General features: G+C 56.9%; 30 protein-coding genes. 12 read left to right on the forward strand and 18 right to left on the reverse strand.

Translation table 11 applies throughout. The features are described 5' to 3' along the window. The 7 genes from JCM12296_RS19055 to JCM12296_RS19070 form a co-directional block, all read right to left on the reverse strand. On the reverse strand, positions 1-457 hold a 457-nt coding region (locus tag JCM12296_RS19055), incomplete at its 3' end, for a hypothetical protein (protein WP_054696627.1). Further along, positions 444-1,370 (reverse strand): serine/threonine-protein kinase, encoded by a 927-nt coding sequence (locus tag JCM12296_RS19060; protein ID WP_054696629.1) that lies wholly within the window; start codon positions 1,368-1,370, stop codon positions 444-446. The genes JCM12296_RS19060 and JCM12296_RS19055, both read right to left, overlap by 14 nt. 23 nt (positions 1,371-1,393) lie before the next feature. After that, positions 1,394-1,609 carry a hypothetical protein gene (locus JCM12296_RS44955; RefSeq protein ID WP_246804574.1) on the reverse strand — a complete coding sequence of 72 codons (216 nt, stop codon included), beginning with the start codon at positions 1,607-1,609 and terminating at the stop codon, positions 1,394-1,396. A gap of 20 nt (positions 1,610-1,629) precedes the next feature. Further along, positions 1,630-1,923 carry a radical SAM protein gene (locus tag JCM12296_RS44960; protein WP_246804575.1) on the reverse strand — a complete coding sequence of 98 codons (294 nt, stop codon included), beginning with the start codon at positions 1,921-1,923 and terminating at the stop codon, positions 1,630-1,632. Next, positions 1,920-2,120 (reverse strand): radical SAM protein, encoded by a 201-nt coding sequence (locus JCM12296_RS44965; protein ID WP_246804576.1) that lies wholly within the window; start codon positions 2,118-2,120, stop codon positions 1,920-1,922. Before JCM12296_RS44965 ends, JCM12296_RS44960 begins: the two co-directional genes overlap by 4 nt. After that, the gene (locus tag JCM12296_RS44970; RefSeq protein WP_246804579.1) at positions 2,096-2,335 is read right to left on the reverse strand and encodes a hypothetical protein; all 240 of its coding nucleotides are present in this window, start codon (positions 2,333-2,335) and stop codon (positions 2,096-2,098) included. The genes JCM12296_RS44965 and JCM12296_RS44970 overlap by 25 nt, the downstream gene beginning before the upstream one ends. Positions 2,336-2,497: 162 nt before the next feature. After that, the gene (locus tag JCM12296_RS19070; RefSeq protein WP_083456307.1) at positions 2,498-3,343 is read right to left on the reverse strand and encodes a class I SAM-dependent methyltransferase; all 846 of its coding nucleotides are present in this window, start codon (positions 3,341-3,343) and stop codon (positions 2,498-2,500) included. Between the two features lie 255 nt (positions 3,344-3,598). Here JCM12296_RS19070 and recD2 point away from each other — a divergent pair, with 255 nt between their 5' ends. The 5 genes from recD2 (at position 3,599) to JCM12296_RS19085 (ending at position 8,773) form a co-directional block, all read left to right on the forward strand. Beyond that, the gene (gene recD2 / locus JCM12296_RS19075; protein WP_281492072.1) at positions 3,599-5,365 is read left to right on the forward strand and encodes an SF1B family DNA helicase RecD2; all 1,767 of its coding nucleotides are present in this window, start codon (positions 3,599-3,601) and stop codon (positions 5,363-5,365) included. Beyond that, positions 5,362-5,907, forward strand: a complete 546-nt coding sequence (locus JCM12296_RS47765) for a hypothetical protein (protein ID WP_281492073.1) — start codon at positions 5,362-5,364, stop codon at positions 5,905-5,907. The genes recD2 and JCM12296_RS47765 overlap by 4 nt, the downstream gene beginning before the upstream one ends. Further along, positions 5,904-6,098 carry an ATP-binding domain-containing protein gene (locus JCM12296_RS47770; RefSeq protein WP_281492074.1) on the forward strand — a complete coding sequence of 65 codons (195 nt, stop codon included), beginning with the start codon at positions 5,904-5,906 and terminating at the stop codon, positions 6,096-6,098. The genes JCM12296_RS47765 and JCM12296_RS47770 overlap by 4 nt, the downstream gene beginning before the upstream one ends. A 243-nt stretch (positions 6,099-6,341) precedes the next feature. Further along, positions 6,342-7,694: an adenylosuccinate lyase gene (gene purB / locus JCM12296_RS19080; protein ID WP_054696633.1), complete on the forward strand. Its 1,353-nt coding sequence runs from the start codon at positions 6,342-6,344 to the stop codon at positions 7,692-7,694. A gap of 68 nt (positions 7,695-7,762) precedes the next feature. After that, entirely contained in the window at positions 7,763-8,773 is a 1,011-nt protein-coding gene (locus JCM12296_RS19085) for a GNAT family N-acetyltransferase (protein ID WP_054696638.1), read from the forward strand. Positions 8,774-8,789: 16 nt separating this feature from the next. On the opposite strand, the gene JCM12296_RS19090 is transcribed toward JCM12296_RS19085, so the two are convergent. From JCM12296_RS19090 to JCM12296_RS19105, 4 genes are all read right to left on the reverse strand, one after another. Further along, positions 8,790-9,842 carry a type IV pilus twitching motility protein PilT gene (locus JCM12296_RS19090; protein WP_054696640.1) on the reverse strand — a complete coding sequence of 351 codons (1,053 nt, stop codon included), beginning with the start codon at positions 9,840-9,842 and terminating at the stop codon, positions 8,790-8,792. A 61-nt stretch (positions 9,843-9,903) separates the two neighbouring features. Next, positions 9,904-10,980, reverse strand: a complete 1,077-nt coding sequence (locus tag JCM12296_RS19095; protein WP_054696643.1) for a type IV pilus twitching motility protein PilT — start codon at positions 10,978-10,980, stop codon at positions 9,904-9,906. 46 nt (positions 10,981-11,026) lie between these two features. After that, positions 11,027-11,278 (reverse strand): DUF6812 domain-containing protein, encoded by a 252-nt coding sequence (locus JCM12296_RS19100; RefSeq protein ID WP_054696646.1) that lies wholly within the window; start codon positions 11,276-11,278, stop codon positions 11,027-11,029. Between the two features lie 215 nt (positions 11,279-11,493). Further along, the gene (locus JCM12296_RS19105; protein WP_054696649.1) at positions 11,494-11,856 is read right to left on the reverse strand and encodes a hypothetical protein; all 363 of its coding nucleotides are present in this window, start codon (positions 11,854-11,856) and stop codon (positions 11,494-11,496) included. 177 nt (positions 11,857-12,033) lie between these two features. Here JCM12296_RS19105 and efpL point away from each other — a divergent pair, with 177 nt between their 5' ends. Next, positions 12,034-12,606 (forward strand): elongation factor P-like protein EfpL, encoded by a 573-nt coding sequence (efpL, locus tag JCM12296_RS19110; RefSeq protein ID WP_054696651.1) that lies wholly within the window; start codon positions 12,034-12,036, stop codon positions 12,604-12,606. A 278-nt stretch (positions 12,607-12,884) separates the two neighbouring features. After that, positions 12,885-13,151 (forward strand): hypothetical protein, encoded by a 267-nt coding sequence (locus JCM12296_RS19115; RefSeq protein WP_054696654.1) that lies wholly within the window; start codon positions 12,885-12,887, stop codon positions 13,149-13,151. A 130-nt stretch (positions 13,152-13,281) separates the two neighbouring features. On the opposite strand, the gene mutM is transcribed toward JCM12296_RS19115, so the two are convergent. Next, a complete protein-coding gene (gene mutM / locus JCM12296_RS19120; RefSeq protein ID WP_172683988.1) occupies positions 13,282-14,136 on the reverse strand; it encodes a bifunctional DNA-formamidopyrimidine glycosylase/DNA-(apurinic or apyrimidinic site) lyase in 855 nt (284 codons plus the stop codon). A 315-nt stretch (positions 14,137-14,451) separates the two neighbouring features. Between mutM and JCM12296_RS19125 the strand changes: the two genes are divergently transcribed. Next, entirely contained in the window at positions 14,452-15,459 is a 1,008-nt protein-coding gene (locus tag JCM12296_RS19125) for an AEC family transporter (RefSeq protein ID WP_054696663.1), read from the forward strand. On the opposite strand, the gene JCM12296_RS47775 is transcribed toward JCM12296_RS19125, so the two are convergent. From JCM12296_RS47775 to JCM12296_RS19155, 6 genes are all read right to left on the reverse strand, one after another. Continuing rightward, positions 15,405-16,172 (reverse strand): lytic transglycosylase domain-containing protein, encoded by a 768-nt coding sequence (locus tag JCM12296_RS47775; RefSeq protein ID WP_281492075.1) that lies wholly within the window; start codon positions 16,170-16,172, stop codon positions 15,405-15,407. The two genes, JCM12296_RS19125 and JCM12296_RS47775, sit on opposite strands and share 55 nt — an antisense overlap. 214 nt (positions 16,173-16,386) lie before the next feature. Further along, positions 16,387-18,285 carry a hybrid sensor histidine kinase/response regulator gene (locus tag JCM12296_RS19135; RefSeq protein ID WP_306304093.1) on the reverse strand — a complete coding sequence of 633 codons (1,899 nt, stop codon included), beginning with the start codon at positions 18,283-18,285 and terminating at the stop codon, positions 16,387-16,389. Next, complete coding sequence (locus JCM12296_RS19140) at positions 18,174-19,640, reverse strand: Cache 3/Cache 2 fusion domain-containing protein (protein ID WP_054696674.1); 1,467 nt, start codon at positions 19,638-19,640, stop codon at positions 18,174-18,176. The genes JCM12296_RS19135 and JCM12296_RS19140 overlap by 112 nt, the downstream gene beginning before the upstream one ends. 99 nt (positions 19,641-19,739) lie before the next feature. Next, positions 19,740-21,461 carry a methyl-accepting chemotaxis protein gene (locus JCM12296_RS19145; protein ID WP_054696677.1) on the reverse strand — a complete coding sequence of 574 codons (1,722 nt, stop codon included), beginning with the start codon at positions 21,459-21,461 and terminating at the stop codon, positions 19,740-19,742. Positions 21,462-21,591: 130 nt separating this feature from the next. Further along, positions 21,592-21,789, reverse strand: a complete 198-nt coding sequence (locus JCM12296_RS19150) for a hypothetical protein (protein ID WP_054696680.1) — start codon at positions 21,787-21,789, stop codon at positions 21,592-21,594. 8 nt (positions 21,790-21,797) lie between these two features. Further along, positions 21,798-22,358, reverse strand: coding sequence for a DUF192 domain-containing protein (locus JCM12296_RS19155; protein ID WP_054696683.1), 561 nt, complete (start codon positions 22,356-22,358; stop codon positions 21,798-21,800). Positions 22,359-22,780: 422 nt separating this feature from the next. Between JCM12296_RS19155 and JCM12296_RS47780 the strand changes: the two genes are divergently transcribed. From JCM12296_RS47780 to JCM12296_RS19175, 4 genes are all read left to right on the forward strand, one after another. Further along, positions 22,781-23,281 carry a TSUP family transporter gene (locus JCM12296_RS47780; protein WP_054696687.1) on the forward strand — a complete coding sequence of 167 codons (501 nt, stop codon included), beginning with the start codon at positions 22,781-22,783 and terminating at the stop codon, positions 23,279-23,281. Further along, positions 23,275-23,505: a TSUP family transporter gene (locus JCM12296_RS47785; RefSeq protein WP_054696689.1), complete on the forward strand. Its 231-nt coding sequence runs from the start codon at positions 23,275-23,277 to the stop codon at positions 23,503-23,505. The genes JCM12296_RS47780 and JCM12296_RS47785 overlap by 7 nt, the downstream gene beginning before the upstream one ends. 51 nt (positions 23,506-23,556) lie before the next feature. Next, a complete protein-coding gene (locus JCM12296_RS19170) occupies positions 23,557-24,345 on the forward strand; it encodes a type III pantothenate kinase (RefSeq protein ID WP_054696691.1) in 789 nt (262 codons plus the stop codon). Positions 24,346-24,601: 256 nt separating this feature from the next. Then, positions 24,602-25,060, forward strand: a 459-nt coding sequence (locus JCM12296_RS19175) for an ADP-ribosylglycohydrolase family protein (RefSeq protein WP_218188163.1), incomplete at its 3' end; no start/stop codon positions are given.

The raw sequence follows: 25,060 nt of genomic DNA on the forward strand, positions 1-25,060 counted from the left end.
AAATGATTTCATCATCTTCGGTTACCTTTTTATAGCGGACATGGTTGATCTTAATGCAGGTGACGCCGCGGGCAAAAATGGCTTTTTTAAACCCCTCGGCGCCGTCGTACTTACTGATGGTGTTGAATACCTCCAGGAAGACCCGGATTTCCCGTTTTTCAAGACCGGATTCAAAGGACATGGATTGGATGCCGTTTTTCTTGAACAGCATCACCAGGCGGGAGACATTCAAACGCGGATCCAGGGGCTCTTCATCAACGAAAAACTCCTCGCGATTGAGAATGAAAACTAAGGGGTCGATGCGCTCCAAAAGATCCATCGCCCCTTGGTAGAAAAGGTCGATGGACTGTTCCACGAATGGATGATTGGGTTGATACATCATCGATCGGTTGAACAACAGGGCGATGGTTCGACCGAACTGGGCAAGCTGACTTTTGGTTGCACTATCTAATGGCATGGGATCCTCTGGATGACGATGATGGCGCTAAACTGGCTTTGTAATGTTCTAACGCATTGGCAAATTCACGGCAGGAGGCATAGCGTCGATCGCGGTCGAATGCCAGTGCCTTGAATAGAATGTCATCCAGGGCACGGTTGGCCATCGGATGAACCTGGGACGGTCGCTGTTGAAAAAGCCGATCCTTCAATGCGAGTTTCATCTTAAGCAAATCCATGGCCGTTTGATAAGGGGGGTATGGCACCCGCGACATGAGCATTTCGAGCATCATGACACCGGCGCTGTACTGATCCGCCCGACCGTCAACGGTTCCGGACAAGACCTGTTCGGGTGCCATGTAGATGGGGGTTCCCAGCAGCAAACGGTCGCTTTTGCCTTTGGTCCGGGAAACCCGCGCCACACCAAAATCGGTGATCAGGGGACGCTTGGCGTGGTTTTCGATCATGACGTTGTCCGGCTTGATGTCCCGGTGAATAATATCGTTGTCATGGGCGTAGGCCAGGGCATTCAGGATTTTCAGCATCAGCTCGATCACGGTGTTAATGGGCATGAAACGCTTTGAGGGAACAATGTTTCTCTGGACGCGTCGGATATAGTAGGTGAGTTCATGACCCTGCACCAGTTGCATCGTAAAGAAGAGAAACGCATCGGTTTCCCCCACTTCATAAATGGGGATGATATGCGGGTGCGCCAGAATGGCGGCCGATTCTGCTTCCTGCTGGAAAAATTGGGCGCTTCTTTTCGTCAGCAGCGATTTGGGAAGAAGCTTGACGGCGATCTGACGTTTGAGCGTTTGCTGATAGGCCACGAAAACGGCTGACATGGCGCCATGGCCCAGTTTTTTAAGCAGAACGGAAGTGCCGACGTGTTGACCGACCAGATGATCCAGATTGAGGGTTGCAATGGTTGACATCTTCCCGTCCTTGGTATTCTGATCTACATGCCAATTCCGTCGATGCGCGTTCCGCAGGCTTGGCAGCGGCTGTTTTCAAGTCGCTTTTGTGCGATGCGGAAACCGCGCCGGGCAATGACCACCTGCCCGCAACCGGGGCAGAGCGTGTCTTCGCCGCCCTGGCCGGGAATATTTCCGGTATAAACGTATTTCAGCCCGGCGGCAATACCGATCTCCCTGGCCTGGATCAGGGTTTCCACCGGGGTTACGTCCCGATCGGTCAGTCGGTACGTCGGATGAAACCGGCTGACATGCCAGGCGTCTCGGGGCCCAATTCCTTGGCGATAAATGCGGCCAGCCGGGAGAGTTCGGCGGCATCGTCGTTGAGCCCGGGAATGATCAGAGTGGTGACTTCGACCCATATGTCGTTGGCTTTCATCCGTTTCAGGGTCGCCTTCACCGGCTCGATGCGGGCACCGCATTGTTTTTTATAAAAGTCTTCGTTGAATGCCTTGAGATCCACATTGGCCGCATCCAGCCAGGGGCTGATCCGCTCAAGCGCCGCATCGCTCATGTACCGTTGGTGACGAAGATGTTTTTGATGCCCTGGCGGTGGGCCAGTTCGGCCGTATCGCAGGCGAATTCAAAAAAGACCGTCGGCTCGGTATACGTGTAGCTGATGCTGGCGCAATCCCGCTGACGGGCGGCTGCTACCACCGCTTGTGGCGTGGTTGGCTCACCGGTGATCATGCCTTCTCGATCAGCGGGCATTTGGGCGATGTCGGCATTCTGGCAGAAACGGCATTTGAAATTGCATCCCACGGTAGCGATGGAAAAGGAACGGCTGCCGGGTAGCAGATGAAAAATGGGTTTTTTTCGATAGGGTCGTCACCCGCCGCGATCAGTCGTCCATAAACCAGTGAATACAGAACGCCTCCGCGATTTTCACGAACGCCGCAGATGCCGCGTTTGCCATCACCGATCAAACACAGATGGTTGCAAAGCCGGCAACGGACCTGTTGCTTATCGAGAGTTTCGTAGAGCCATGCTTCCATTGGAATGGGCTCCTTTCCAAATGGCATGAAAGATTGAAATTGTGTTTTTTATAATTTAAACAGACGGTTGATGTGGTTGTCAACGGTTTCCGACTATGTGGGCACCGTTTTGGGATGCGGGCCGACCGCCGTATCGGCCGGGTTGCCACTGGGCAAGCACAGGCTGGCGGGTCGCATGCCCGTGCAACCGGCGGCACCGGCGGCCATATGGCCGACCTTGTTGGGCTGATAGCGGATGGCCAGCGGGCGGGTGCGAAAACGGGGAACAAGGGTGACGATCATGCCGGCAAACGTTCCAAAAGGAAACCGTTGTACCAGGCCGGAGCCCTCGATCTGTTTCATCCAGGATCCCCAGGGACCGGGCAGCTGACACACCGTGCGCCAGCACACCGGTACGGGACCCAACAGTCGCCGAACCATGCCTTTGATCTCCCAGACGCTGAAAAAGGTGGCCCTGTTGTAAATGGTCGGTGTGAAAATGCCTTTCACCCGACGGCCGATGCCGGTAAGGGCATAACGGTTCAAGAATCCGATAAAGACGCGATCCTTGGCCACCCGGAAGGCTTCTTCCAGCGCTTGTTGGGGGTGGTCGACAAACTCGAGGCTGGTAAACAAGCAGGCATGATTAAAGGAGTTGTCGTCAAAGGGCAGGTCCTCGGCCACGCCGCGGTACAAGGATACGCGATTGCCCAAAGCTTCCGACAAAATGTCCAGCATGTAGGGCGATGGATCGATGCCGGTGACCTGGAGCCCTTTTTCCAAAAGCGGCAAACACGATGCTCCGGTGCCGCAGCCGATATCCAGGACCGATTCTCCGGGTGCCGGATCCAGCATGCTCAGCATGAGACGGCTTTCCAGATCGGCGGCAAAGCGGTTCTTGCGCTTGAGGAGCCACTTATCGTAGTGCTTGGCATCTTGAAAGTCGTAAACGTAGCCCATGGGAACAACCGATCGTCTCACCCAAAAGGGGTTGCTGGCCGGAACCGCCAATACTGACCCGATTTGTTATCCGGATACGCTTACATTATATTGCTTGAAGATCAGGTTGCAAGTTGATTGTATGGCCGGATCGGCCTGCTCTTGATTCCGACGCCCATCGATCCTGCGGTGGTTCGCCTGCCGGAATGGGCAGCGCGCGAAGAAAAGAACGGCCGTTTTTGATCAACCAAGGCATCCGAGGACCAGGCGGCAGCGATGCAATCCCCCATGACCAACCCCAATAACGTCATTATCGAGCGGCTGCGTGGCATCGTGGACCGGGTCACCTTCCACAACGCCGACAACGGTTGGTCGGTGTTGCGCGTCTTGCCCTTCGACAATCCCCACCAGCAGGAGACCGTTATCGTTCACCAGACCAAGGTATTCGCCGGGGCGACCATGGAGTTTTTCGGGGCCTGGACGGTCAACCCCAAATACGGGCGCCAGTTTAACGCCACCCGTGCCGTCGAGCAGCGGCCGGCCACCAGCGCTGCCCTGGAGAAGTACCTGGGATCGGGATTGATCAAGGGCGTTGGCCCCAAGACGGCCAGGAAGATTGTCAAACACTTTGGCAGCGACACCCTGAACATTTTCGAGGAAGAGATCGAGCGACTGACCGAGGTGCCGGGGATCGCCAAAAAGAAGCTGTCCATGATCCGTGCCGCCTGGGTCGAGCACCGGGCCATCCGGGATGTGATGATGTTCTTGCAGTCCCACGGTATCAGCACCCTTTTCGCCGTCCGCATCTACAAGGAATACGGGGATGCGGCCATTGCCATGGTCACCGAGGACCCCTACCGACTGGCCAGGGATTTTTACGGCATCGGTTTTTTCTCGGCGGATAAGGTCGCGCTATCCATCGGCCTGGCCCAGGACAGCCGGCAGCGCATCATGGCCGGGATCCGCCATGTGCTGGCTGCCAGCCGGGAATTCGGTCACTGCTACCTGACCGAGGCCCAGATTCTATCCCAGGTCAACGACCTGCTCAGCCTGGATGTTCGCGAGCGTCTGCCCGGGTTGCTTCAGGAGATGGAATCCGGCGGCCAGCTGATGGTGCGCATTGCCGAGACCGCCGAGGAAGCCGGTGAGCGCTGTTTCTATTCCCGCAGCCTTTACTATGACGAACTGACCGTGGCCCGTCGGATTGTGGCCATGGAAGGTGCGGTGACGGTGGACCGGCCGCGCGTGCGGCGCTGGATCGACATGTACTGCCGGGCCAACCATATTACCCTCAGCGACGAGCAGGCGGCCGCCGCTGAGCAGATTGTGGAAAAGCGGTTTTCCGTCCTCACCGGCGGTCCCGGGGTGGGCAAGACCACCACCACCCAGGTGCTGGTCAAACTGCTTGAGGCCATGGGATGCAAGGTGCTGCTGGCCGCCCCGACCGGGCGGGCCGCCCAACGCATGACCGATGTGATCGGTCGCGAGGCAAGGACGATCCACCGCTTGCTGGAGTGGCAGATGGGCGGGTTCAAGCGTAGCGAAGCCAACCCCCTGGACACCGATTTCCTCATTGTGGACGAAAGCTCCATGCTGGACATCAGCCTGACGGCGGCCCTGCTCAAGGCCGTGCCCGCAACCAGCCAGGTTCTTTTCATCGGCGATGCCGACCAATTGCCCTCGGTGGGGGCCGGCAACGTGCTCAGGGACATCATCGCCTCGGCGCGGGTGGCCTGTTTCCGCCTGACGCGCATTTTCCGGCAGGCGGCCCAGTCCCTGATCATTCGCTATGCCCACCAGATCAACCAGGGGACGTTGCCCCATATCGATTCGCCGTTTTCCAGGCCTGATGTATGGACTGCTGGCGCGGACTGTTTTTTATTGACACGGACGAGGCCACCCAGGCGCAGCTTCATTTCATTGCCCGGGTCAAACGTTTCTACGATCCGCGCCCGCAGACCGTTGATCGTGAGACGGCCGCAGGGGAAAATCCCTATGAGTTTCGCGTCGGCGAGGAGATTTCTCCCTATGCCAACGAATTGACCATCCCCAAGAAATTCGAACACGTCGACCTGGATCGGCTGCTTCGGGCGGAAGATCGGGTCCAGGAACTGGTGGCCGTGGTGAAAAAGGTTCACCCCTGGTCCTCGTTGCACTACGGTCTTGGCGCCACGGACATCGTCAAAAAACTCTATTTGGAGTGGATTCCCAAGTATTATGGCGCCGGGTGCGAAATCCAGGTGCTTTCGCCCATGACCCGCGGCAGCCTGGGGACCGTGAGTCTCAACACCATGATCCAAGCGGCGGCCAACCCGGCCGCGACGGGAAAGGCCCAACTCCAGGTGGGCGAGCGCGTCTTTCGTACCGGCGACCGGGTCATCCACCGCCGCAACAACTACGATCTGGGGGTCTTCAACGGTGACATCGGCCGGATCGTGGCCATCGACAATGCTGCCCTGACCTGCACGGTCTCTTTTTTCCCGACCACCGCGAGGTGGAATACCAGCGTGACGACATCGTCCAACTGGACCTGGCCTACGCCATCACGATTCACAAATCCCAGGGCAGCGAATTCGAAGCCGTGATCATTCCCGTGCTGACCCAGCACTTCAAGATGCTCTTCCGCAATCTGCTCTACACCGGCCTCACGCGTGCCCGCCGCCTGGCCGTCTTGGTGGGTGCCCGCAAGGCCATGGCCATGGCGGTGCACAACCAGGACACCAGCCAGCGCCAGACCATGTTGCAGTCGTTGCTACAAACCGGCGGGAAAGGATAGCTGCCCAAGAATGCCAAATACCCAATGAAAAATGCCAAATGGCGGTATTCTGACGATTTATAATCGATATCAGCCTTCAATGTCTGACCCCCTTACCTCGTTTGACATTGGCCCCCCTTTTTTCTATAAGCGGCGTGAACGCAACGACGCCGATCCATTCGGCTGCTGTTAAACGGTGATCCGATCCGGCATCCCCTGGATGTGCGGAATGACTGCCTCCTATATAAAAACGAAGGAGCCTCCATGAGCCTTTCTCCATTAACTGCTGTTTCGCCGGTGGACGGCCGCTACCATCGGGCCACTGCGGCCTTGTCGGACTATTTCAGCGAGGGCGCCCTGATCCGCTACCGGGTGCGGGTGGAGATTGAGTATTTCATCGCCCTGTGTGAACTTCCGCTGCCGCAACTGGCCGGTGTCGATCCGGTGGTGTTCGGGAAGCTGCGCGAGGCCAGCCGCAACTTCTCCATGGTGGATGCCGCCGGCGTCAAGACGATCGAAAAGACGACCAACCACGATGTCAAGGCGGTGGAGTATTTTGTCAAGGATCAGTTCGACCGTTTGGGACTGTCCGCTTACAAGGAATTCATTCACTTCGGGCTCACCTCCCAGGACATCAACAACACGGCCATGCCCCTGAGCCTCAAGGAGGGCTGGCAAAACGTGATGCTGCCGGTGCTCGAAGCGGTGGTCGCCGATCTGGTGGAAAAGGCCGATCAGTGGAAATCCGTTCCCATGCTGGCCCGTACCCATGGTCAGCCGGCCTCGCCCACGCGGCTGGGCAAGGAGATCTATGTTTTCGTGGACCGCCTCCAGGCGCAGATGGCCTTACTCGCCAGCGTTCCCTTCGCCGCCAAGTTCGGCAGTGCGACGGGCAACTTCAATGCGCACCACGTGGCCTATCCGGCGATCGACTGGTTCGCCTTTGCCGACCGTTTCGTCAATGACCGGCTGGGGCTCAAGCGTTCGCGGGTGACCACCCAGATCGAGCATTACGACCACCTGGCGGCCTTTTGCGACGGGGCCAAACGGATCAACACGATCCTTCTGGATCTGTGCCGGGATCTGTGGACCTATATCTCCATGGACTACTTCAAGCAGACGATCAAGAAGGGCGAGATCGGCTCGTCCACCATGCCCCACAAGGTCAATCCCATCGATTTCGAGAATGCCGAGGGCAACCTGGGGATCGCCAACGCGATTTTCGAACATCTTTCGGCCAAGCTGCCCATCTCGCGGCTGCAGCGGGATCTTACCGATTCCACCGTGACCCGCAACATCGGTGTCCCCCTGGGCCATACCCTCATCGCGCTGAAATCGATCCAGCGGGGCATGGGCAAGCTGATTCTCAACGCGGCGGCCTTGCAAAAGGACCTGGAGAATAACTGGGCCGTGGTGGCCGAGGGCATTCAGACGATCCTGCGCCGGGAAGGCTATCCCAAACCCTATGAGGCCCTTTTGGCTTTGACCCGGACCCACGCGACCATCGACCAGGCGGCCATTGCCGCTTTCATCAACGGGCTTGACGTTTCAGCGGCGGTGAAAGCCGAGCTCTTGGCCATCACCCCGCAGACCTATACGGGCATTCTCGATTTATGAGAGGTTTTTCAAACAGCCTCTGAGCCGGTATTGCACCGGCCGGAACCCAAGGGAGGCCACCTGCGGCCATGCCCAAACTCTACCTGAAGGAATATGCGCATGCCCTTGCCGGCCGGGAGGTCTTCATCGCCTGCCGGGAGGGTATTCTGCGCGACAACTTTCAGGAAATCATCGACGATATCAAGTTTCTCACCCGTTATGGAGCCCGAACCACGCTCCTGCACAACATGCCCAACCGCTTCGCCAACCAGAAGCTGATCCGGCAATTGGAAAGCCGCCTGCCGGAAACCATCATCGTGCGCATCAACCCGGAAGTCGATTTCTACGATGCGGTGCTGGGCCACAAGGAGTCCATGTACAAGGTGATCTTTCTGGAACGTCGTTTTCTTATCGACCGCGAGGGGCACAAGATCAACGCCGTCACCACCGGACGGGTGCGCGAGACCCTGGAAGATGTCGGCGACCTGATCGCCAATGTCAACTTCAAGGGGGCGATGGCCTGTATCTGCCAGAAAATCGAGGCCGGCCACTGCGATCGAGTGCACATCCTGCCGGCCGGCAAGAATACGATCAAGCATGAGCTTTTCACCGTCGAGGGAACGGGCACCCTGATCGCCAACAACTTCGAGGAGTCCTTCCACCGGTTGGAAACCGACGATCAGGTGGACATCGTTTTCCGGATTCTCGCCATGTATCGGCGGGGCGGCTACCTCAAGCCGCGCAGCAAGGCCTATATCAAGGACAATCGGCAGCGTTTCTTCGTTACGGCCATCGACGGCATCTTCGTGGGCTGCGTGGAACAGAAGATCATCGACGCCCGCACCGTGGAGCTGGGCGCGCTGGCCATTTCCACGCGCTTCCGCAACCAGCGGGTGGGCGTCTATACGGTCAGGTCCTTCATGGATCTGATGGTGGCCCAGGGGTATACGCGTTTTATCTCCCTGACCAACAATCCCCGGCTGCAGGCCCTCTACGACCAGTTGGGGTTCGTGCAGGAAAGTCTTCCCGAGTACCACCGGCGTCAGGTCAAGAGCCTGACGTGTGCATGTTTTACAAGACGGTGGAATAGAACCGTGTGATCTGTCCCAAGGGATGTTATTCACGCGCTTCGAACAGCTTCTTGTTGATGGCTTTCTCGTAGGCTGCTTCGCGGGTGACCTTTTCCGCGTTCACCAACTCCATCAGATGCTGGTCCATGGTCTGCATGCCTGTTTTGGTGCCCGTCTGGATCAACGATTCGATCTGGGTGATCTTGCCTTCCCGAATCATGCTGGCCAGGGCTGAGGATCCGATGAGGATTTCATTGGCCGCACAGCGGCCCTTGCCGTCGGCCGTGCGCACGAGCTGCTGGGCGATTACCGCCCGCAAGGATTCAGAGAGCATGGTGCGCGCCTGGGCCTGCTGGTTGGATGGAAAGGCGTTGATGATACGGTCGATGGTTTTGGCCGCGCTGTTGGTGTGCAGGGTGCCGAAGACCAGAATGCCCAGTTCCGCACAGGTTAGGGCCAGGGAGATGGTTTCCAGGTCGCGCATTTCACCGACCAGGATCACATCCGGATCTTCGCGACCGGCCACCTTGAGGGCATCGGCGAAGCTGTTGGCGTGGGTGCCGATTTCGCGTTGGGTGAAAATGCATTTCTTGTTGGGATGTACGAATTCCAGCGGGTCTTCGATGGTAATGATGTGAGCGTCGCTGTTTTCGTTGATGTGGTTGATCATGGCTGCCAGCGTGGTCGATTTGCCGCTGCCCGTGGGACCGGTGACCAGCACCAGCCCCTTGCGGTAGTTGGCGATGGCTTTGACGGCCGTGGGAAGATTCAGTTGCTCAAGCGTCAGAATTTTGGTGGGAATGATGCGGAAGACCGCGCCGATGCCCCGTTGCTGATAGAAGATATTGCAGCGGAAACGGCCCACCCCGGCCAGTTCGTAGGCCATGTCGAAGTCCAGGTTCGCCTCGACGGTCTGCCGCTGATCCTCGCTGAGAATCTCAAACAGGATGTTCCGGTTGGCCTCGGCCGTGATGACCGGATGGTTCAGCGGCCGCAGTTCGCCGCTTTGGCGGATCATCGGTGGAAAGCCGATGGCCAGGTGCAGATCGCTGGCGCCTTTTTGCTGCATCTCCTGGAAATAGGTATCGATGGTTGCCATAAATTTTTTTCCCGATCGTTGCTCAGGGCGCGCACGCACGATCGGCGCCCGGGTGTCACGTTTATGATGCGCTACGGTTGGCCTTGTCCACGAATACTTGAAACCGTTTCGGATCGTTGGCCTGGGCCTGGGCATCCGCGGCACTGATCTTATCTGCCTGCAACAAGGCCAGGATCGACTCGTCCATGATCTGCATACCCACATTTTTGGCGGTCTGCATCATGGACGGAATCTGGAAGGTTTTGCCATCGCGGATCAGATTGGCCATGGGCAGGGTTCCGATGAGCACTTCGACCGCCACTTCCATTTTCTGCTTGTCCTTTCCGGGAACCAGGCGCTGGGTGATCACCGTGCGCAGCGCCTCGCTGAGCATGGTGCGGATCTGGTTCTGCTCCGTGGGCGGATAGGCATCGATGATGCGGTCCACGGTTTTGGGCGCACTGGCGGTTGCCAGGGTACCGAGGACCAGATGGCCGGTCTCGGCGGCCGAAATGGCCAGTGAGATGGTCTCCAGATCCCGCAACTCGCCGATCATGATCACATCCGGGTCTTCTCGCAGGGCGGCCTTGAGGGCATTGCCGTAAGACCGGGTATCCTTTCCCAACTGCCGTTGATTGACCACGCCCTTTTTTATGGGATGGACGAATTCGATGGGGTCTTCAACGGTCAGGATGTGATGGGCCCGATGGGTGTTGATGTGATCGATCATGGCTGCCAGGGTGGTGGATTTGCCCTGGCCGGTAGCACCGGTGACCAGAATCAGCCCCTGGTGATTGTCGAGCACCTTTTCCACGATGGGTGGCATGCCAAGGTCTGCCAGGCCGGGAATGGTCTTGGGAATGCTGCGAAACACGGCGCTGAGACCGTTGTTGTGCAGCATAGCACTACCCCTGAAGCGTCCCAAAGCTTCACGATCCACGGCAAAATCAAGCTGCTGATCGCTGAGCAGACGATCCTTTTGGGCCTCCGACAGGATTTCATAAACCACCTGTTGGGTCTGATTTCCCGTGAGCGGCGCGCTCTTCATCTTCACCAGTTTTCCCAGGCGGCGGATGATGAAGGGCTCGCCAGGGGTTACATGGATATCGGAGGCATTGAAGTTGACGGCTGCCTGAAAAACTTTGTCCAGTATGGCCATACCTTTATCCGCAGTTGGGGGTTGATGCGGCTGTCATCGACAGCCGTCAGGCCGGTCTGACCATTACTTCCGGTACGATGATCTCGATTTTGTCTTTTTGGATGTTGAGAAAATCGGCACCAAAGAGAGGCTTGTCCGCCAGATTGCGTACCTGGGCATTCGTGACCGCGATGAAGTCGTGGGCACTGATGATATAGTCGGTCAGCCGCGAATCGGAATACATGGCGATTTCACCGCTGATGATGAATTGATCCGTGTAGATGCGGACTGTGGTTCTGTCCTGGGGTTCTTCTTGCATAACGGCCTCCGGTGGTTACGGGATGTTTCGTCCCATGGGATTTCCGGTGAGATTACCTCACGCGGTAAGGGCTCGAACCCCTAATTTCGGCCGTTTTGGTGGAAAGTTTAGCATCAATGCTCAGGCAAAGGTGTCCTCGCAAGAGAACGCCGATGGTTGGTGCCATCTCCGAAACTGGCGGCGCACGGACAAGTGGGGGGCGAAGGCCGATGGTTTCATGGGCGCCTGGTGGTGAGGGCCTCCACGGCGGCATCGATTTCTGTCAGCAGTTGCCGCTTAAGTTCGGGCAGATCGTTGAGCTTACTTAAAAGGATGGACAGGTGGGACCAGTCGAAAGCCGATGGTGAACGCGTTTCCCCTTGCGGCTTGACTGTTTTCTGAAAATCGTCCTCCAGGTAAAGCAGCCGGTAGTAGCCTTTTTCGGCGTTGAGGCCCGCTTTGCCAGGAGGCCGTTTTCGGGGGGATCGAGCGTCGATGGCCTGAGCAAAAACATGAGCGATCATCTCGAAAAGGCGTTGGGCCTGGTCGTCGGTCAAATCGGCCTGGGACAGTTTTTCAATGGCATCCATGGACTTCATGGCAGGTCTCCCTAACACCAACCCGATCGCCGGGCGGGTCCAATCCGGCCTCACATTATGTTGCCGGATTGAATTCGCGTCAACCATATTGCTCTGCGTCGGGATCCAGGTTATAAGCGGACGGGTCGTACGCATTCATCTCAATCCATCTGAACAACAGACGTTAGGAGAACCAACGTGCCCAAAGCCAGCAACCTTCAGAAAGGTCATATCATCGACATCGACAATCAGCCATACCAGGTGAAACAGATCGACGTGCACACGCCCTCGGCGCGTGGCGCCAACACCTTGTACAAGGTTCGGTATGCCTCGCTGATCACGGGGCAGAAGCTGGATCAGACCTACAAGGGCAACGACATGCTGGACGAGATGGTGGTGGACAAACGCCGGGTGAGTTTTCTGTATCGGGACCAGGAGATGTTCACCTTCATGGACAGTGAGAATTATGAGCAGTACACGCTTTCCGCAGAGGCCCTGGAGGATCAGGTTCAGTGGCTCGTGGATGGCCTGGAAGGCATCACGGCACTGTTGCGGGATGGTTACCCCCTGTGCATCGAACTGCCCCAGACCATCGATCTGGAAATCGTGGAGACCACGCCGGTGATCAAGGGTGCCACCGCCACCAACCGCAACAAGCCGGCGACGCTGACCAATGGGGTCACCGTGATGGTGCCCGAATACATGACCGTCGGCGAAGTGGTCCGGGTCAATACCGAGACCGGGCAGTACATGTCGCGGGTCAAAGCCTGACGGATTCGTAAAAAACCGATATCGGCGTTACGCATATCCCTCGTCACCGCAGCGTACGCTCAGTACGCCTCATTCCTTAAGGATTCGCAAGCCTTGATCTCGGGCTTTTTACGAATCCGTCTGAAAATGCTTTTTACGAGTCCATCAAAGCCTGACCCAGGTTCTGTTTGTTGAAGCTTTCCCATCCGGGTTGACAAGTGAAGGAAGGATGATTTTATATATAATGTAAAAGGCTTTGCAACAGGCTATTTCCAAGACTTTTTCATGGAGGCAAGACGATGGAGAGACGCGTCAATGCCGATCGCCGGAAGGTTCACATGTTTTTTGACAACGATCGCCGGAAGGGGCCCCATGACCGCCGGGGGGCTGACATGCGGCGTGAGGAAAGAGCCCGGCAGATTAAGAAAATCAAAGCCCTGACGGAATTCAAGGAGATGGAAAAAAAAAGACCGGCCAAATCGCCGGTAATCACGGCAAGACAACTGGTGTATGTTGCCGTGGCCTTACTGATTCTCGTCCTCGCCATCGCGTTGTTAACGAACTGATCGCATTGCTGCGTTGCCTTTCGACGGAGGGCGTCCCCTGATTGTTGATTTTCTTCCTGCGGATTCTTTTTCCCATTCAATGAAAAAACGTTTGGTGATCATCGGGTGGCATGGGGCTCATCCGAGCAAGTCAGCGTGTTTTCCATGCGGTGCCGGTAAAGGGTTGGCATTTTATGCACACATGGCTGCTACGCTGGGCCACGACGATCCGAATGATGGTTGTACCGCACCGAGGACAGGCCTTTCCCACCTGCCGAAACACGTTCAACCGTTCGGCGTTGCGGCCAGGGCGGTTGTTCACCGAAGTAAAATTCCCCTGACCCTTGCCCAGGGATGTTCCCATATTCCGGATCCCCTTGCGCAGCACTTGGCGAATGGCCCGGTGCAGGGTCGTCGCGTCCTTCTCAGACAGGCTGCTGCTGATGCGCAAGGGGTGGATGCCGGCGGCCCACAGGGCCTCATCCACGTAGATGTTGCCCAGACCGGCTAAGAAGCGTTGGTCCAGCAGCAAGGGTTTGATCTGCCGCCGCGTGTGTTTGAGCATGGTCTGCAAGTGTTTTCCGGTGAATCCCGCGCTCAGCGGTTCGGGCCCCAACCGATCCAGGATGGCCTGGGGGGCCTCGGTGAGAAACATCCGGCCGAACTTGCGGGTATCCTGAAAGCGTAACTCATTTTCATGGCTGATCTCCAGGATGACATGTTCGTGCTTATTACGCGCGGCATTCCGTGCCACCCAGTTCAAGCGTCCACTCATGCGCAGATGAATCAAGAGCGTCAAACCGGCGGACAGCTCGCAGACGATGAATTTGCCCCGGCGTGAGAACTTCCGAATGGTTTGACCGGTAAGGGTGGCACGAAACTGTTCAACAGACGGCTGGGCGACGGTTTTCGGCCAGTTGACGCGGACAGCGGTGACCGTGCCGCCGACGATGGGTTGGCGGTTGAGGTGATCGACAATGGTTTGGACTTCGGGCAGTTCAGGCACGGATCGGCTTTCCCTCTCTTCTCCGCATTTGTGGCAATGAATGCATTTCTGGTCGGGCATAACCTATTTTCAGCATCTTCACAACCGACCCGATATCGATACAGGGTAGCCGTATTTGGTTTGTTGTTCCTCATGCGGTTGCCCACCGGCATGGCTGTTGACCTTTGACGCCCAGTCTTGTAGAACGCGAACGCCGATAGCGGTATTTGGATCTTGCGGGACGACAGATGCGCCTTGATGAAGCCGGCAGGTCGAGGCATGAAAATCATTTGCCGCTTCCGATGATTATCCTCCCGACCCATAAACGGAATGCAAATGTTCACGCAACTGCTTTCCATTTTCCTCAATGTCGTTACCCCGGTGTTTGCCTTGGTGCTCTTGGGTTTTTTGTTGGGACCGAGGCTTGAACTCCAATATCGTACCTTGTCGCGGACCGCCTATTACCTGCTCATCCCGGCATTCATTTTCAATGAGCTCAGTCGCATCCAAATCGACCTGAACACCGCCAGCCGGATGGTGACCGCCGGTTGTTTGATTTACATGGCCACCGGTTTGATCGGATGGATCGTTGCCCGTTTGCTTGGCTTGAGCCGGGAGATGGCGGTTGCATTTCTGATGACCGGTGTCTTCGGCAATTTGGGCAACTACGGTCTGGCCCTGACCCGGTTCAGACTGGGAGAGACCGCCATGGGAAGTGCCACGATCTACATGGTGACGGTCAATACGGCGGCCTTTGTGGTGTGTGTCTTGGCAGCCAGTTGGCTGCGCAACGGCGGTTTCGGGGCGTTGAAAAGCCTGCTCAAGACACCGGGCATCGTCGTGCTGCCCATCGCCTTGTTTTTCCCTGCCACGGGCATCACTCCGCCGCTGATGGTCGCACGCATCAGTGGCCTGTTGGGTGATGCCATGATCCCCATGATGCTGTTGATTCTGGGGCTTCAGCTCCGTGAAGCCAGACGGTTGGAGTGGGGGCGGGTGGCGCTGGCGGCCAGCTCGGTACGCTTGGTCGGTGGCCCTTTACTGGCTTTCCTGCTGATTCCCATGATCGGCCTGGACGGTACGCAAGCCTCGGCCGGCATTCTCCAGTCCAGCATGCCGTCGGCGGTACTGACAGCCATCATCGCCATGGAGCACGACGTGGTGCCCACCTTCGTTACCTCGGTGGTTTTTGCCAGCACCCTGCTCAGCCTGTTCAGTCTCACCGTCGTGATGCTTTTTTGTGAAAAATCGCGGGTAAAACTCGGCAGTGCGGCCCTCTTGAGACTGGATCAGGCCGTGGTTTCCGTCGACGACGAGAGCCCGGCAAGCACCCGCCGGACGTAATTACGGGTTTCCCGATAGGGCACGTCGCCATTGTATCGCTCCACGGTTCCGGGCCCCGCGTTGTAGGCAGCCAGCGCCAGTTTGACATTGCCGTCGAAACGATCCAGCATCTGACGCAGGTAGCGGGATCCGCCGTCGATATTCTGCTGGATATCGAAGGGGTCGCTGACCCCCAGATCCCGGGCCGTGCCCGGCATCAGCTGCATCAATCCCTGGGCGCCTGCCGGGGATACCGCATCCGGCTGAAAATTGGATTCGGTCCGGATGACGCTTTCAATGAGGGACGCGGAAAGATTGTATTTGTCGGCGGCTGCGCGAATACCTTGATTAATCAGCGCGGTCTCCTCCGATGGGGTGCTATCGGCGGTTGACCTAGCGGCCGTGGCGTCGCTTCCGGTTGCCGTTTGTAGGGCAGCCTTCAGTGCATTCTGGTAGTGGGCGGTCAAGGTGCCGCGGCCCAATGTCGAGTGGCTGAAAAATGATGCCGAACCTGACAGAGGCCGTTGGTTCAGGTAGTCGGCGATGGTTTTGCCCTTTGTTTGGGCACGCGTGTCCACCCCTTCCGACGTTTTGGCGCCGTCGAGCAGTTCGCTGAAGCCGGTGGAGATCGGTTTCAGGGGGATGAAGGTTTTTTGGCTTTCCGTGCGGGTAACGGTTTTGAGCCCTGCCTGTCTCAGGTATGCATCGATGGTCATATGGGTTTTGTCGATCATTTTTTGCCTCGGCATCATTTTTTGCGAGTCCATCATCGTTGGTCCCGAATGTTGTGCTATCAATATCCGTGCCAGAATAAGGTTGGGCCGATATCTTCGAAAACCGATGGGTTACCCTCACGTGTCGCGTTTTCCGATTGGAAAGGTGACCATGATGGTCACCAAAGCGTTAATTCCTTGACGCTGTCCCAATCCTAACGTTGGCACCACACGGCTATTGGAGAAACCGGCTCTGATCCAATACGTTGCGGACCTTTTGAGACATTTCCGCGATGGCAATCGGTTTCATCAGAAACTCCTTGATGCCGATAGCCTTTGCCTTTTCACGGCCGATCTGCTCGCTGAATCCGGTGCAGATAATGATCGGTATTTCCGGGTTGATCTCCATCAACCGTTCGGCCAATTGTTCACCGGTCATTGTCGGCATGGCCATATCGGTGATGACCAGATCGTATGCATTCGGATGGGTTCTGAAGCATTCCAAGGCAGCCGTACTGCTCGACTGGGAAGTTACCTGGTAGCCGAGTTCCGAAAGGATCGACTCGCTGGATTCAACGATCAGGATTTCATCATCGACCAGCAGGATCCGTTCGGTCCCGGAGGGGTATTTTTCTTTGCTTGCCGGTATGGCGGTTCGGCCAGTAGCTTCCGAGGTGGGTAGGGCGATCTGAAAAGTAGTTCCTTTGCCCACCTCACTGAACACCTTTATGTCACCCTGCATATGCTTGACGATACCGTAAACCACTGAAAGACCGAGACCGGTTCCCTTGCCTTGTGCTTTGGTGGTGAAATAGGGTTCGAAAATCTTGTCCATGATCGCCGGATCAATACCGCATCCCGTGTCAATCAGGGAAAGCACGGCATAGCTGCCGGGTTGAAGTCCGGAGATCGCCAGATCCCTTTCTTCCAGCCTCTGCTCTTCAAGTTGAATGGTAATTTTTCCGCCGGAATGTTCGACGGCATGATAGGCATTGATCATCAGATTCATTGCGATCTGATGGAGTTGCGTGGGGTCTGCCACCACCGGCGCGCAATCTTGCTGGATCTCCTGCTGAATTTCGATGTAAGACGGGATGGTGGAGCGACTCAGCTTGATGATTTCCTTGAGGATGGTCTGGACGCGAACCGGTTCACGCGTATGTTCTGACTGGCGGCTGAATGTCAGAATTTGGGTGACCAAATCCTTGGCCCTGATGCAGGACTGGTAGATTCTGTCCACATATCGCTGCTGCGGCCCCTCGCTGGCCAAGGAATTTTTCAACAGCTCGCTATAGCCCATTATCGGTTGCAGAATGTTGTTGAAATCGTGAGCGATGCCACCCGCTAACGTACCCACCGCCTCCATTTTTTGGGACTGTGTCAGGCGGGCTTCCAGAAGCATTTTTTCCGCTTCGGCCTGTTTCAGGTCGGTGATGTCTTGGATGATCGCGACAATAAAAAGTTCACCGCGTTTGTCCGTATAAAGGGATTTCTTGGTGAGAAGCGTGTGCACGTTTCCCTTGACGTCGGTTAACGATTCTTCGTTGATATTGGTTTCCCCACGGGTCAATACGAGCTCATCCTTGGCCCAGAATTCGTCGGCTTCGTGTTGCGGTAGATAATCATAATCGGATTTTCCCAGCAGCATTTCGCGGGGGCGCCCCATAAAGGTACACATGGCGTTATTGACCAGCACCCAGCGGTGTTCACGGTCCTTGACGAACAGCGGATCGGCCACGGCGTTGATGATTTCGTCAAGGTAGGTTCGCGATTCCGCCAGGGCGTCTTCGGCCGATTTACGGTCGCTGATATCTGTGATGAAACCTTCGATGAAGGCTGGCCTGCCGGCCTTGTCCAGTACCATGCGGGCGCTGATGGAAACCCATATCCGGTCACCATTTCTGCGATAAATTTGGGTTTCGAAACCGATTACATTGCGCTCCCGGGCCAGGCACGCTTCCAAGACCTGGCGTTCCTCCGGGTTGACGTAAAGCTGGTGGCGCACGTCGGTTACGGATTCGATCAACGCCTGCGGTGAATCGTATTCCAAAATATGGGCGAGTGCCGGGTTGGCGTTGAGCAGGCGCCCGTCCGCCGATTCGCAAAAAAGCCCTTCCAGCGCATTTTCAAAAATGCCGCGGTATTTCTCTTCGCTTTTTTCAATCCCTCCATGGATTGCTTGAGCCGGCCGGCCATTAAGTTGAAGGTGCGTGCCAGGACGCCGATTTCATCATTGGATCCCACTTCGACCATCTGATCCAAATCACCACCGGCAATTTTTTCCACGACAGTCGTCATCTGGCGGATCGGGCGGGTGATGCTCCAGGCAATCCCCATACCGGCCAATCCCACCAGAACGATAATGATGATGCCGGCAATGGCCATGCGCTGGGTCATCTTGAAACGGCCATCGCTCAGCAGGGTGCGGTAGGTCTGAAGTTCATCCAGGTAAACACTGGTGCCAATGACCCAATCCCACGGTGCATAGTAGGCCAGACGGGCAATCTTCCAACGCGGCGACGGTTCTCCCGCGTTCTGCCACCGGTAGCGTTCGGTGGCCATTTCATTGGCCTTCAGTTTGGTCGCGGTCTGGATAATGCGCTGGATGACATAATTACCGTCGCCATCCTGGATGTTCCAGACATCCTCGCCATCTCGTAACCCCGCGTTGGAGATGATGTAGCTACCCCGATCCGCGCCTTTGCCGCCCAGCACGTAGACATAACCGGTTTTGCCCACCCGGGTTTGCTGAATTGCATGCCGTATGCGCGATTCGACAACGCTTTGCTTGATGCCCACGTAGAGCATGCCCACCAGATCGCCGGCGGCGTCCCGTAAGGGTTCGTAGGCGGTCAGGTACCAGGCGTTCACCACATAGGCACGTCCATGGTAGGTTTCCCCCCGAAGAATAGCGGCGATGACCGGGTTTTCGGTGCCATCCGGATTAACGGCGGGGATATAGGAACCGATAGCGCGTTGGTTGTCCGTGGTTCTGACCGTGGTGGCAACCCGCAACATATCTCCGCTGGCGTTCATTCGCTGGAAAATTGTCGCCGTTTCACCCACCAAACGGGTAATTTGATCGACAATCGGGGTTTCGACATGAAGATGGGGGTTCTGCCCCACCCAGGTATTTCCGAGAAGAAGCCTGGGCAACTGGATGGGGGAAGTGACATGGGTCAACTGGTTCGTTATCTTCCAGTTGACCCGATCTGTTGATAGGCGGGCAGCCCCGAATCCTTCGATGATATGCCGGGCAACGTTAAGGTTGTAGTCAATTTGGGACTGGACGGCCTCATTGGCGGTTTGAACAATATGATAGACACCGTTGGTGATGTGATCCAGGTCGGCATTGATCAACTTCTCCACCTCGTGCTGGGCCAACTGGTTGTACGTGCCACTCTGCCACACGGCCAGGATGACCAAGGCGATGGCCGTAACCAACCCACCACTGATCCCCAAAAGGGCCACTTTGGTATTCAGGCGCATGTTTTTCTCAGGATGTCGGACATCTTGCCTACCGATTGTCGAGATAGGTTGATGGATAAGCGTCGATGCAGTTCTCCCAGGGCTGCACAACGACTGGATTTACACTTTGAAGCTGCCGACGATGGTGTTCAGTTCCACGGCCATGCGTTTGAGATCATCGGCGCTGATTTTTACCTGATCGCTGCTGCTGGCGATTTCGGAGGAACTCTGGTTGACGGCGGTGATGTCCTGGGTGATCTGGGCGCTGACGGCCGAACTCTGGTTGACGTTTTCATTGACCTCCTGGATGCCCTGGGAGGCCTGGGCGATGTTGTTGGCGATCTCCCGGGTGGCGGCGGACTGCTCGTCAACGGCCGCTGCCATGGTTCCCACGATGTCATTGATGTTGCCGATCACCTTGGCGATTTCGTCGATACCCTTGACCGTGCCGTCGGTGGTGCTTTGAATGCTTTCGATCTTTTCCTTGATATCCTGGGTGGCGGCGGCGGTCTGCTTGGCCAGCTCCTTGATTTCGTTGGCCACCACGGCGAATCCCTTGCCCGCCTCGCCGGCGCGGGCAGCTTCGATGGTGGCATTCAAGGCCAGGAGGTTGACCTGCTCGGAGATTTCAGTGATGGTTTCGACCACCTTGCCGATGCCCAGGGCGGCGCGTCCCAACGCATCCATTTGGTTTGATGCCGTGTCGGCGCGCTGAACGGCCTGTTGGGCGATCGAACGGGCCTTTTCGGCGTTCTGGGCGATGTCATTGATCGTGGTGTTCATCTCCTCGGCGGCAGCGGCGACCATAGCGGTGTTGGTGGAGGATTCCTCCATGGCGGCGGCCACGTTGTTAAGGTTGGCGTTCATCTCCTCGGCGGCGGCAGCCACATTGTCGGAGCGGGCCGAGGTATCGCCGGCGCTATCGGACATCATGCTGGCGATCTCGGATAGCTCCGTCGAGGAGCGATCCACATGGGCGGCATTGGCGCCGATCTGGCGAATCATTGCCTGCAGCTTTTCCAGGAAAATGTTGAACCATCCGGCCAGCTCGGCGATTTCATCCTTGGATTCGATGGTGATGCGTTTGGTCAGGTCACCTTCGCCTTCGGCGATATCCTGGAAGCTGATGATCATTGCCTTGAGGGCGCCCACGATGCCAAAAGCGATGAAGAGGCACAGGGCGATGATGGCGACGAAAAGGATCCCCGAGATGATGATCATGAGCGTGGTCTGCTCGGCTACCGCCGCGTCGAGCGCATGGGCCATGGTTTGCTGCTGGGCGGCGATATTGTCCAGGTAAACGCCCGTGCCGATCCACATCTGGGTGCCGGGAATCATTTCGGCATAGGAGAGTTTGGGGTGATCGCCGGCGCCGGGTTTGGGCCAGACGTACTGGACGAAATTGCCGCCGGCCTGGGCCGCGTCGCGCAGCTCGGCGATGACGTGCACGCCGTTTTTGTCCGTCAGGCCGCCCAGGTCCTTGCCGGTACTTTCCTTTTTGGTGGGGAAGGCGACGTTGACGGTGCCCTCATAAATGAAGAAGTATCCGGACCCATCGGCCTCAAAGATGATGTCGTCGACCATGTTGCGCAAGATGGCCTTGGCCTGTTCATGATCCGTGATCCCCGTTACGGCACTGGCGGCCATCATGGCGGCACTGTGCGTGGCCAGTTGGATGCGGGCCTTTTGGTCGGCGAGCATCACTTCACCGGTCTTCTGAATACCCAGATTTTTGACCATGTTTTTGTTACGTACGGCGAACCCCACCAGCGTGACAAACAGCACTAGGATCGCCAAATTGATAATGTACATGCGGCCTTTGACGGATAAACGGTTAAGCATCAGTCTTCCCCCCCAAAATTGGTTCAAATAGATACCGCGGGGTATCCGATAGTGTTATTATAGGTTTTTTTACCGGTTTTCTTGAGGGAAAAAGCAGGCTTTGAAGGGGGCGCTGGGAGAGGGGTGAAAATTAAAACATCATGTATCTGACCTGGTTCAGAAGGCCTTCCTTGTTATTACGGATCTGTTCGAGGGCCGCCTCCGGACCGAGGCGGTCGATCTTGAAGGCAATCAATTGACGCAACGTTCGGTATTCTTCGCTCTGCGGCTTGATTTCATCCTTGCTGAACAGCGTCATCGCCAGCGCCATGGCTTGAAATTTGTTCATTCGGTATCCTAGGGCGGTGTTGAAGACTCCGAACGGATTGGGTTCCAGCGTACCCGATCGCCAATGTTCAGGAACCGGCTTTCCGCGAAGTTGATCTCCAGAACGCAAGCGATATCGCCAGGGGAGTAAATATGTTCCAAACTGCCCGGCTCGCCGTGGGCGATGGCGGCAATGCGTCTTTCATTAGATATAAAGACGATCGCCAGTTCGATCAAGGTGTTTTTCATCCAGAACACCCGCCGCCGGGCATCTGGGTAGACAAAGCGCATTCCGGTTCCCGGAGCCAGGACCGGACAATCCATCAATCCCTGCTCGCGGTCCCGGGGTGAATCCGCCAGGGCCACGGCAAAGGTTCCGATAACCGACTGATCGCGGAGAATTTCGACCCGGCCGGCAATTGGGCGCCCGCAGATTTCGGCTGCCTGACCGAAGGCGGTGGGAAGCAAGGACAGCAACAGCAGGCAGAAAACTGCCGTCGCGCGTGAGTTGGCTTTGATTGCCATGACAGGGATGCCATGAGAAGAAAATGCGGATCGCAAGGGAGCATCGGCAAGAAACGCATTCAGCATGGGAGCTCCATGATTTAGCATATAAAATGTCGACCGGTTATTTCCGGGGGCGGGTCTTCCGGCCCATTTTTCCCGTCAGCGGGTCCAGGCTGATAGCCCAACGTCTTCAGTGTTCGTTATAGGCGTACGGAATGGGTTCTGCAATAGACGATGACGATAAAAAGTGTAACAAACGGTAGTGCAATCCACCGGTATCATAAACGATGCCGAACGCCGTCGGGGAAACCGTTTTTTTACGGACCTGCTGCAACGGCGTTTTTTAGGCGTTGATTCCGGATAAATGCGTGACCGTGACCTGACCGAGCGCTTGGCCGCCTTTCGTCCATCTCAAGGCAGGGCTTGCAATTCTCGACAGGCCGATTGTATAGAAGCCCTCATTTGTCCAAGCGTACTTGAACAGGAGGTGTTCCATAGAAAACCTGTTGATTCCCCTGGTCGGCCTGATCGCTTTTTTTCTCAAGGGCGTGACCGGTACCGGAACCACAACGGTGATCGTGGCCCTGGGGTCCCTGGTCATCGATCCCAAGCTGACCGTCGTGCTGGCCTCGTTCATCAACATTTTCGGCGGATTGAGCATGGTTCGCGTCGATCCGGTGCCCCTGGCGGGCCGCTACTGGATGCCCATTTCGGTCCTGATGGTGCTCGGTTCGATTCTGGGGGCAATGGCCCTCAAGCATGTGCCCAACCAGCAGTTCCAGCTGGTTCTGGGGGTAGCCTTTCTGCTCACCGCCCTGTGGTTTCTGATCCGCGTGCCCCGGACCCACAGGACCACGGGATCGCCGGCCAGCGCCCGGCCGGCGGATTTGGGCATCGGTGCCTTATCGGGGTTTTGCGGTGGATTTATCGGTATTAATGCACCCCCCTGGTGCTCCATTTCAGCCGCTACCTGGACAAACGTGATCTGCGGCGGCTGCTGGTGCTGATCTTCATCCCCGCCGCCATGGCGCAGACGATCACCTTCGTTTTCAACGGCATGTTCGATTCGCGCGTTTTGGTCTGGGGGCTGCTGCTGATCCCCACAATGCTGCTGGGGGTCTACTTGGGCAACCACACGTTCCATCGTCTATCGGAAAGCTGGTTTCGACGTGCGTTGGGACTTCTGTTGGTTTTTGTTTCGGTGCGTTTGATCCTGAAAGGGATGGCCTGATCAAGCAGGGCACAGGACAAGTATGGCAGGGCGGAAAGCCAAGGAGGAAATATGCTGCTAACTATCGATGTGAGCAATTCAACCATCAAAGCCGGTGTGTTTGATGGCGAGCAACTGGTCGCGTTCTGGCAGTTCGCCACCGAGCGGCACAAGGTCGTCGATGATTACGCCATGCTTTTTTTGAATCTTTTCAACTCGATGGATATCAAGCCGAAGATGATCAGCGGCGTCTCCATTTCCTGCGTGGTGCCCGGCCTGCGTTCGGTGTTCAGACAGCTTTGCATCCGCTATCTGAAGATCACGCCGTTTGTCGTCGGACCTGACGTGAAGATGGCCATCAAATTGAATATGGATTATCCTTCCGAAGTGGGAGGCGACCGCATCACCAATGCATCGGCCACCTATGCCCTGTATGGTGGTCCGGCGATTGCCATCGCCTTTGGCACCGCCACCGTGTTTGACTGCCTTTCCGAAGATGGCACGTATTTGGGCGGGGCGATCGCCCCGGGAATGATCGGCGCTCTCGAATCGCTTACCGAGCGGGCCGCCCAGCTTTTCAAGGTCGAACTGGTCCGGCCACCCAAGGCGATCGGCAAAAATTCGATGCATGCCATCCAGTCGGGCATGGTCTTCGGTTACACTGGTTTGGTGGAACGTATGGTTCAGCGCCTGAAGGCGGAGATCGCCGAGTCGTCTTCCGCACCGGTCAAGGTCGTGGCCACCGGCGGCTTGGCCGATGTTATTGCGCCGGAAACCGACGAGATTACGATTGTCGATCATCAACTGACCCTGAAGGGGCTGCGCATCGTCTTTGAGCTGAACAAAGATGCGATTGCCTGACGGGATGCGCCATCCCGACCGATAACAAAGACCGGCGGCATATCTGCCCGATCCGTGACCGAACCGATTCAAGGGAGGCCAATCATGTCTGAACGATCTTTCAAGGACCGTGCAACCGGCGCCATCATGGGCGCTTTCATTGGCGATGCATGGCGCTCGGTCCGCACTGGTACTATGACCTCGCCGAACTGCACCGGGATTACGGTGAATGGATCCGTGATTATACCGATCCCCGGCCGGCCGCTACCACGACGGATTGAAGGCCGGCCAGCATTCTCAGGCGGGGTTCATTCTGGAACTGATGCTTCGTTCCCTGGTGGCTTGCGGCGATTACGACGAAGCCGACTTCTGCCGCCGCATGGACGAGGACCTCTTCCCCCTGCTGGACGGCACGCCTGTCAGCGGCCCGGGCAACTATACCAGCCAGTCCATCCGCGAGGCCTGGCGCCGGCGGGTCGAACAGAAGCTGCCCTGGGGACAGACCGGCGGCCATGCCGACACCACCGAGGCCATCGAACGGACCCTGGCCCTGGCGGTCCGCTTTGCGACGGACCCCGCCCGCTTGGCCGCCAGTATTGCCGCCAATACCGTGCTCACCCAGGCGGATGACACGGTGGTCTCCATGACCGTGGCCTTTGGGGCCGTGCTGGGCATGCTGGTGCAGGGGCATCGGCTGGACAGCCACCTTTCGGGCAAGCTCATGCAGCAAGTCAAG

The organism is Desulfosarcina cetonica JCM 12296, assembly GCF_001311845.1.
GTDB classification, from domain to species: domain Bacteria; phylum Desulfobacterota; class Desulfobacteria; order Desulfobacterales; family Desulfosarcinaceae; genus Desulfosarcina; species Desulfosarcina cetonica.

Excerpts from the sequence above, each read along its gene's own strand:
- JCM12296_RS19060 (WP_054696629.1), bottom strand. The coding sequence starts at position 1,370 with ATGTCAACCATTGCAACCCTCAATCTGGATCATCTGGTCGGTCAACAC.
- JCM12296_RS44960 (WP_246804575.1), bottom strand. The coding sequence starts at position 1,923 with ATGAGCGATGCGGCGCTTGAGCGGATCAGCCCCTGGCTGGATGCGGCC.
- JCM12296_RS44965 (WP_246804576.1), bottom strand. The coding sequence starts at position 2,120 with ATGCCCGCTGATCGAGAAGGCATGATCACCGGTGAGCCAACCACGCCA.
- JCM12296_RS19070 (WP_083456307.1), bottom strand. The coding sequence starts at position 3,343 with ATGGGCTACGTTTACGACTTTCAAGATGCCAAGCACTACGATAAGTGG.
- recD2 (WP_281492072.1), top strand. The coding sequence starts at position 3,599 with ATGCAATCCCCCATGACCAACCCCAATAACGTCATTATCGAGCGGCTG.
- purB (WP_054696633.1), top strand. The coding sequence starts at position 6,342 with ATGAGCCTTTCTCCATTAACTGCTGTTTCGCCGGTGGACGGCCGCTAC.
- JCM12296_RS19085 (WP_054696638.1), top strand. The coding sequence starts at position 7,763 with ATGCCCAAACTCTACCTGAAGGAATATGCGCATGCCCTTGCCGGCCGG.
- JCM12296_RS19090 (WP_054696640.1), bottom strand. The coding sequence starts at position 9,842 with ATGGCAACCATCGATACCTATTTCCAGGAGATGCAGCAAAAAGGCGCC.
- JCM12296_RS19095 (WP_054696643.1), bottom strand. The coding sequence starts at position 10,980 with ATGGCCATACTGGACAAAGTTTTTCAGGCAGCCGTCAACTTCAATGCC.
- JCM12296_RS19100 (WP_054696646.1), bottom strand. The coding sequence starts at position 11,278 with ATGCAAGAAGAACCCCAGGACAGAACCACAGTCCGCATCTACACGGAT.
- JCM12296_RS19105 (WP_054696649.1), bottom strand. The coding sequence starts at position 11,856 with ATGAAGTCCATGGATGCCATTGAAAAACTGTCCCAGGCCGATTTGACC.
- JCM12296_RS19115 (WP_054696654.1), top strand. The coding sequence starts at position 12,885 with ATGGAGAGACGCGTCAATGCCGATCGCCGGAAGGTTCACATGTTTTTT.
- JCM12296_RS19125 (WP_054696663.1), top strand. The coding sequence starts at position 14,452 with ATGTTCACGCAACTGCTTTCCATTTTCCTCAATGTCGTTACCCCGGTG.
- JCM12296_RS47775 (WP_281492075.1), bottom strand. The coding sequence starts at position 16,172 with ATGATCGACAAAACCCATATGACCATCGATGCATACCTGAGACAGGCA.
- JCM12296_RS19140 (WP_054696674.1), bottom strand. The coding sequence starts at position 19,640 with ATGCGCCTGAATACCAAAGTGGCCCTTTTGGGGATCAGTGGTGGGTTG.
- JCM12296_RS19145 (WP_054696677.1), bottom strand. The coding sequence starts at position 21,461 with ATGCTTAACCGTTTATCCGTCAAAGGCCGCATGTACATTATCAATTTG.
- JCM12296_RS19150 (WP_054696680.1), bottom strand. The coding sequence starts at position 21,789 with ATGAACAAATTTCAAGCCATGGCGCTGGCGATGACGCTGTTCAGCAAG.
- JCM12296_RS19155 (WP_054696683.1), bottom strand. The coding sequence starts at position 22,358 with ATGCTGAATGCGTTTCTTGCCGATGCTCCCTTGCGATCCGCATTTTCT.
- JCM12296_RS19170 (WP_054696691.1), top strand. The coding sequence starts at position 23,557 with ATGCTGCTAACTATCGATGTGAGCAATTCAACCATCAAAGCCGGTGTG.